This is a genomic window from Pseudoalteromonas luteoviolacea H33-S, assembly GCF_001625695.1.
In the GTDB taxonomy this organism is placed as follows: domain Bacteria; phylum Pseudomonadota; class Gammaproteobacteria; order Enterobacterales; family Alteromonadaceae; genus Pseudoalteromonas; species Pseudoalteromonas luteoviolacea_B.
Window position 1 is genome coordinate 39240 of the sequence record NZ_AUXY01000068.1, and the last position, 6311, is coordinate 45550.

5 protein-coding genes are annotated in these 6311 nt (G+C 43.0%); 3 read left to right on the forward strand and 2 right to left on the reverse strand.

The features are described from left to right. Positions 1 to 65: 65 nt before the first annotated feature. A complete protein-coding gene (locus tag N477_RS09905) occupies positions 66 to 761 on the reverse strand; it encodes an SOS response-associated peptidase family protein (RefSeq protein WP_063362038.1) in 696 nt (231 codons plus the stop codon). A gap of 133 nt (positions 762 to 894) precedes the next feature. Here N477_RS09905 and imuA point away from each other — a divergent pair, with 133 nt between their 5' ends. From imuA to N477_RS09920, 3 genes are read left to right on the forward strand one after another with little or no spacing between them, the layout of a single operon-like run. Beyond that, complete coding sequence (imuA, locus tag N477_RS09910; protein WP_063362068.1) at positions 895 to 1584, forward strand: translesion DNA synthesis-associated protein ImuA; 690 nt, start codon at positions 895 to 897, stop codon at positions 1582 to 1584. 5 nt (positions 1585 to 1589) lie between these two features. Then, positions 1590 to 3002: a Y-family DNA polymerase gene (locus tag N477_RS09915; protein ID WP_063362037.1), complete on the forward strand. Its 1413-nt coding sequence runs from the start codon at positions 1590 to 1592 to the stop codon at positions 3000 to 3002. Beyond that, positions 3002 to 6070, forward strand: coding sequence for an error-prone DNA polymerase (locus N477_RS09920; RefSeq protein WP_063362036.1), 3069 nt, complete (start codon positions 3002 to 3004; stop codon positions 6068 to 6070). Before N477_RS09915 ends, N477_RS09920 begins: the two co-directional genes overlap by 1 nt. A gap of 29 nt (positions 6071 to 6099) precedes the next feature. On the opposite strand, the gene N477_RS26455 is transcribed toward N477_RS09920, so the two are convergent. Next, on the reverse strand, positions 6100 to 6311 hold a 212-nt coding region (locus N477_RS26455; protein ID WP_231102116.1), incomplete at its 5' end, for a hypothetical protein.

A 6311-nucleotide genomic window follows, 5' to 3' on the forward strand; every position in this document is an offset into this window, starting at 1 on the left:
ATAAAAATACTGATTTAGTATTGTTTTTTTTATGGTGAGTATGTTTTTTATACAGTAAAGAGATGCTATCTATCAGGTTCTATAAAAATTTTTTCGCTAACTGGGTTATACAAACTTGGTTTATCAATTTGCTGAGCAATGAGTGTTTGTGGCAGAGAGGGTATAAGTAGGTGGGAAAATGCACTGACTTCATGATAGCGCTTATCTAACCATTTATTAAGGAGTTCAGGCTGTTGTGGCAATATCAATGGACTGGCTTTATCGTGAAAATGTGTGAGCTTGGGGTGAGGTGGAAGAGTAATAATTGAACAAGAAAAAGTGTATTCGCCTGTCATTGGATGCAGCCACTTTTTATATAATCCAGCGAAGCACAATGCTGCATTATACGCTTGAAAGTCATGATAGTGGATTGGTTTTCCATGTCTATATTGGGTTTCACCAAACCCTTTTGCAATCACAATGCAGCGGTGGTACCTATATGAATGGTATGCAGCGCTGCCTTTCACATTGAGCTTATCGTACCGGCTGTTAAAAGACGTATATTTTGAAGGTTTAAATCCTGTCGCCGTTTCTGATAGTAACAACCACCAAATGGCATCGCTGAGCTGACGCTGATTATTTTCTTGATATAGGATACTTATCTTATCTGTCGCCCGTTTGAAGCGTGAAAACTGTATTTTTTCTGCTGGGTTTTCAATGCCTAAATCCAATAGAATTTGGATCACAAATGGGTCGTCAGTGATATTGAGTCGGCCACACATATTCACTCCTCATCTCCACTTCACACATCAGTGACACTCACTTGAGTTTAGCGGTGAATGATAAAAAATGATCATACTTGCACTTTTAGTTATGATCTATAATACTGTATATATATACAGCAAAGTGTGTGATATGGCCAATTTAATTGATTTTTTACAGCATCAGAACCTTGTTTGGCAAGGCACCGATAATGCGCCCTTGTCTCAATGCGTGAGTGAAAAGCACAGCACAGGCTATGAGGCCTTAGATAATCACCTTGATGGTGGCTTTCCTTTCCCTGGAGTAGTGGATATGCAAAGCGAAACAGGCATTGGTGAGCTGCAGTTACTATTGCCTTTTATTCGTTCGCGAACACGTTTGTGTGTGATGATAAACCCGCCCGCTAATGTGAATGCACATGCATTGATGCATCAAAATATATCTACAGAATTAATATGGGGGGTGACCACCTCCAATCCTATTGAAGCGCTTTGGGCGGCTGAGCAATGTTTAAAAAGTGGCGTGTGCAGCAGTGTGCTGTTATGGCACCAAGAAGTACAGATCCATCAAGCAAAACGATTGTTATTGAGTGCGCAAACTGGGCAAAGCATGTGTTGCCTGTTACGTCATAGCATGGTGCAAGGTGGCGCACTGCCTGTCAGTTTGTCTATGCAGCTGGTACCTAGCTCTACAGGGTTAAATATCAAAGTAAATAAGTTAAAAGGGGGATGGGCAAAGCCTAACATGATGCTTGCATGGTCATTACTTTGGCCGCAACTTGTTAGCCATTTTGAGCCTGTGCATGGGCAGGTATTGCCGTTTAAGCACAGTGGTAGCAGGTAATTACGGTGCTTTGGCTTTATTTATATTTTCCTCAGTTACAGTTAGATGGTTTGTTAGCTCAAGATGAACAGCTCCCACCGACCATTATTGTGTCCGGTAGTAACAATACGGTTGTGCAATTAGATGTGTCAGCTCATGAACTTGGTGTGAAGCAAGGGATGGGGCTTGGCGCCGCTTCATCAATGAGTACGTCATTAAATGTGTATGAATTTAAAGCCTGTTATGAGCAAAAGCGACTGCTAGAGCTGGCTCAGTGGTTGTATTTAGATACCGCTGAAATTCATATTTCGACGCCCTGTGGTTTACTTCTCAAAGTGTCTAACATGCTGTCTTTACATACTGATTTAGCACATTATTGGCAACTTATTAAAACCCGCCTTGAAACGCAAAATGTTCAGTATCACTACAGCTTCGGTTATTCACCACTGGCGGCTCAGTTACTCGCACAATCGGGTTTTAATCGGCTTTGTGACGACCGAGTACAACTGGCAACTGAGCTTGGTAAATTACCTATTTCGTCGCTTTCATTGAGTGAACGTCAAAAGCAACAACTTAATCGAGTTGGTATACACACAGTGCAAGCCCTCTTTGAACTCCCTTTGGTTGAACTGGGGCGGCGTTTTGATAATGAATTGGTGCAGTATATTGGCCGACTGCAAGGCAAGCTGCATCACCCGGTCGAGTTTTATCAGCCACCTGAGGTATTTGAACGAGAGGTCACCTTGTTGTATGAATTAGAAAATCTCGATTATCTGATAAAGCCTCTATTTAAATTACTAAAACAGCTAGAAGTATTTTTAAAATTGCGCGATAAGCTGACATCATCGATCGCATTAGTATTAATACAACGAGATATAGAGCCGCTTTGTTTAACCATCGGCTGTGCACATGGAGAGTATCGAGCACAAAAATGGCAAGAGTTATGTCAGTTGGTATTAACGCGCACGCAATTATCAGCGCCGTTACAAGCTGTGGCTTTAAAGGTGGACTCATTCTGTGAGCCTCCGGCGCACAGTGATGACTTATTTTCTGAGCGCGTTGGCACTATGACACGTGCTGACTTGCTTTCTATGCTACAAGCAAAACTCGGCGAAGAGTCCGTATTTGGTATTCAAACTACATCTGATGCTCGCCCTGAGTACGCCACAGTTCGAAGTGAACCCGTTTTACATACAGCATCAGTAAAGCCATCTAAGCATACCGCACCGCTGTTTAGACCCAACTTGTTGCTCAATGACATTCAACCGCTCAATGATAAGGTTGTTTTACTTCAAGGACCTGAGCGGATCTCTACTGGCTGGTGGGATGGTGATGACATTGAACGGGATTATTTTGTTGCACAAGACATGCAATTTAGACAGCTGTGGGTGTTCAGAGATAGGCAAAAGCGCTGGTTCATACATGGGATATTTAGCTGATGCAATACTCAGAGCTTTTTTGCCAGAGCAACTTTTCTTTTTTGGAGGGAGCCTCTCACCCTGAAGAGCTTGTCAAGCAAGCGCATTTTCTAAGATATTCAGCGTTGGCGATCACCGATGAATGTTCATTAGCGGGTGTCGTTCGAGCACATACCTTAATTAAAAACACTGAGCTTAATTTAAAGTTAATTGTGGGTAGTGTGCTGCGTTTTGAGTCGCTCAGGGTCGTATTGCTTTGTCCAAGTAAAGTCGCTTACAGCGAGTTATGCCGAGTGATTAGCAATGCCAGACGCCGAGCGAGCAAAGGAGAATATCAACTTGAAAAGTGGGATTTATTGTCATTAAAACACTGCTTTATTTTGTGGTTGCCGACAGGTAATAAAGCAGATGAGGAGTGGGGAAAATTACTTACTCGCCATCACCAAAAACGCACTTGGATTGGTGTTCAAAGAGAGCTAAGCAATCTTGAAAAACGATATACCCAGCACTGCGAAATGCTCTCTGAGCAGTTTGATTTGCCTGTGTGTGCGGTGGGGGCTGTGCTCATGCATGTTGCAAAAAGAAAGCCACTACAAGATGTTTTAAGAGCTATCAAAGCAAATCAAAGTGTTGAAAAAAGCAAAGCAGAGTTATTGGTTAATTGTGAGCGCGCGATGCGTGCAAAAGACAAAATCGCGAAGTTATTTAAGCCGCAATGGCTGGCTGAAACCAACAAAATAGCCCAGCTATGTGAGTTCAGTCTGGATGAATTACGGTATCAGTATCCGAGCGAGTTAGTACCAAAAGGCCAATCGGCGATGGATTATCTGCGTGAGTTGGTTGAACAGGGGGTTAAGCGCCGGTTTGCAACAGGGGTGCCAAAAGACATTGCCCTGACCATAGAAAAAGAATTGGATTTAATAGAAGAGCTCGATTATCCGTACTTTTTTTTGACGATTTATGACATTGTGATGTTTGCTAAAGCACAGGGTATTTTATATCAAGGGCGAGGATCTGCGGCGAATTCAGTCGTGTGTTATTGCTTGGAGATCACAGCGGTTGACCCTCGGCAAGTGGCAGTTCTTTTTGAGCGTTTTATTAGTCGAGAGCGAAATGAGCCGCCGGACATTGATGTTGATTTTGAACATCAAAGGCGCGAAGAAGTGATTCAATATATTTATCAAAAATATGGTCGAAAACGAGCCGCATTGGCTGCGACAGTGATCACTTATCGCTTTAAAAGCGCAGTGCGCGATGTGGGCAAAGCGCTGGGAATAAGCGAGTCGCAACTGACATATTTTATTAAAAATGTTAATCGCCGTGACCGAGGGCTGAATTGGCAGGCGCAAATTGTTGAATTGGGGCTTGAGCCAGACTCGTTAAAAGGTGCGCAGTTTATTGAGCTGGTCAATGAAATAATGGGATTTCCAAGACATCTATCCCAGCATGTGGGTGGCTTTGTGATTTCTGCAGGTCCTTTGCATGATCTGGTTCCGATTGAAAATGCATCTATGCCTGAGCGTACTGTGATCCAATGGGATAAAGACGATTTAGAAAGCCTCGCCCTGCTAAAAGTGGACGTATTGGCACTGGGTATGCTCAGCGCGATTAGAAAAACATTTGAGTTAGTTAAAAAACACACCGAGCAATGTTTGAGTATTGCAAAACTGACTCGGTTACAAGATGACCCCAAAGTCTATGAGATGATACAAAAAGCAGACACTGTGGGGGTATTTCAAATTGAATCTCGTGCGCAGATGAGCATGCTCCCGAGGTTAAGGCCTCGTTGTTATTATGATTTGGTCGTACAAATTGCCATTGTGCGACCAGGTCCAATTCAAGGTGATATGGTGCACCCTTATTTAAAGCGTCGTCGTGGTGAAGAGAAAATCTCTTACCCATCTAAGGCGGTTAAAGCTGTTTTGGAACGGACTTTGGGAGTGCCTATTTTTCAAGAGCAAGTGATCAAGCTAGCTATGGTGGCAGCTGGATTTACAGGGGGAGAAGCTGACCAGTTAAGGCGGGCAATGGCGTCTTGGAAAAAAACCGGTGAGCTGATGCAGTTTAAAGATAAGTTACTGACAGGTATGACTGAGCGAGGCTATGAGTATCAGTTTGCGGAGCGTATTTTTGAGCAGATCTGTGGATTTGGAGAATATGGTTTCCCTGAAAGTCATTCTGCCTCTTTTGCTGTGCTGGCGTATGCGTCTTCTTGGCTTAAATATTATTATCCGGCCATGTTTTATACCTCTTTACTCAACAGTTTGCCGATGGGGTTTTATAGCGCGTCGCAGCTGCTTCAGGATGCAAAGCGTCACCACGTCACAATTCTTCCGGTTTGCGTGAATCAATCAAGTTATGACCATACGGTTTGCCAGTTTGAAGGGCAATGGGCGATTCAATTAGGGCTTAGAATAGTGAAAGGGCTGAATCAAACAATGGCAATCTTGATAGTGGATGAACGTCCTAAACAGGGTTTTACCAGTATCCAGAGCTTGTGTGAGTTAGGGGTAGATAAAGGCACATTTGAGCGTCTTGCATCGGCCAATGCGTTAAAACAGTTTAGCGATAATAGATATCAAGCTCGATGGCAGTTGATGAACCAAGAAGCGACACTGCCGCTCTTTAGTGACCTGCCATTGCTGCAAACCTCGCAGATTCAAACGCCAAGCGCATTTGAGGATTTATTGGAAGATCAGACATCAACTGGGGTTAGCTTGAATAAACACCCTATCACTTTACTGGATGAGCAAGGCAAACTGAGTGCGTTTACGCGCATGAATGCGCTTTGTAAAAAACAGCATAAAAGCTTGGTCACTGTAATAGGCGTTGTCACAGGCAAGCAGTCTCCTGGAACCGCAGCGGGCGTGACTTTTTTTACTCTTGAAGATGATACGGGAAATATTAATGTTGTGGTATGGGCTGGCACTGCGCGGGCTCAAAAGCAGGCTTATTTGGGAGCAAAGTTATTAGAAGTTAAAGGAATTTTAGAAAAGGAAGGGGAGGTTATTCATGTTATTGCAGGTAGGCTGATTGACCAAAGCCAGTTATTGCAAGGCTTTGAAAGCAAGTCTAGGAACTTTCATTAAACTTTTTCAAAATTAATTTCAGTAGCGTGTTATTTTTTGTTTTTTATTGCGTTTTTTTTAATTAAGTAAGGTCGTTTATTAAATGTAATGAGAGAGCTCTTATTAGTATTACGCGGTAGGACTCGTATTTGGCATAAAGCGGCAGGATTCGTATTTGGCATAAAGCGGCAGGATTCGTATTTGGCATAAAGCGGCAGGATTCGTATTTGGCGTAAAGCGGCAGGACTCGTATATGGCGTAA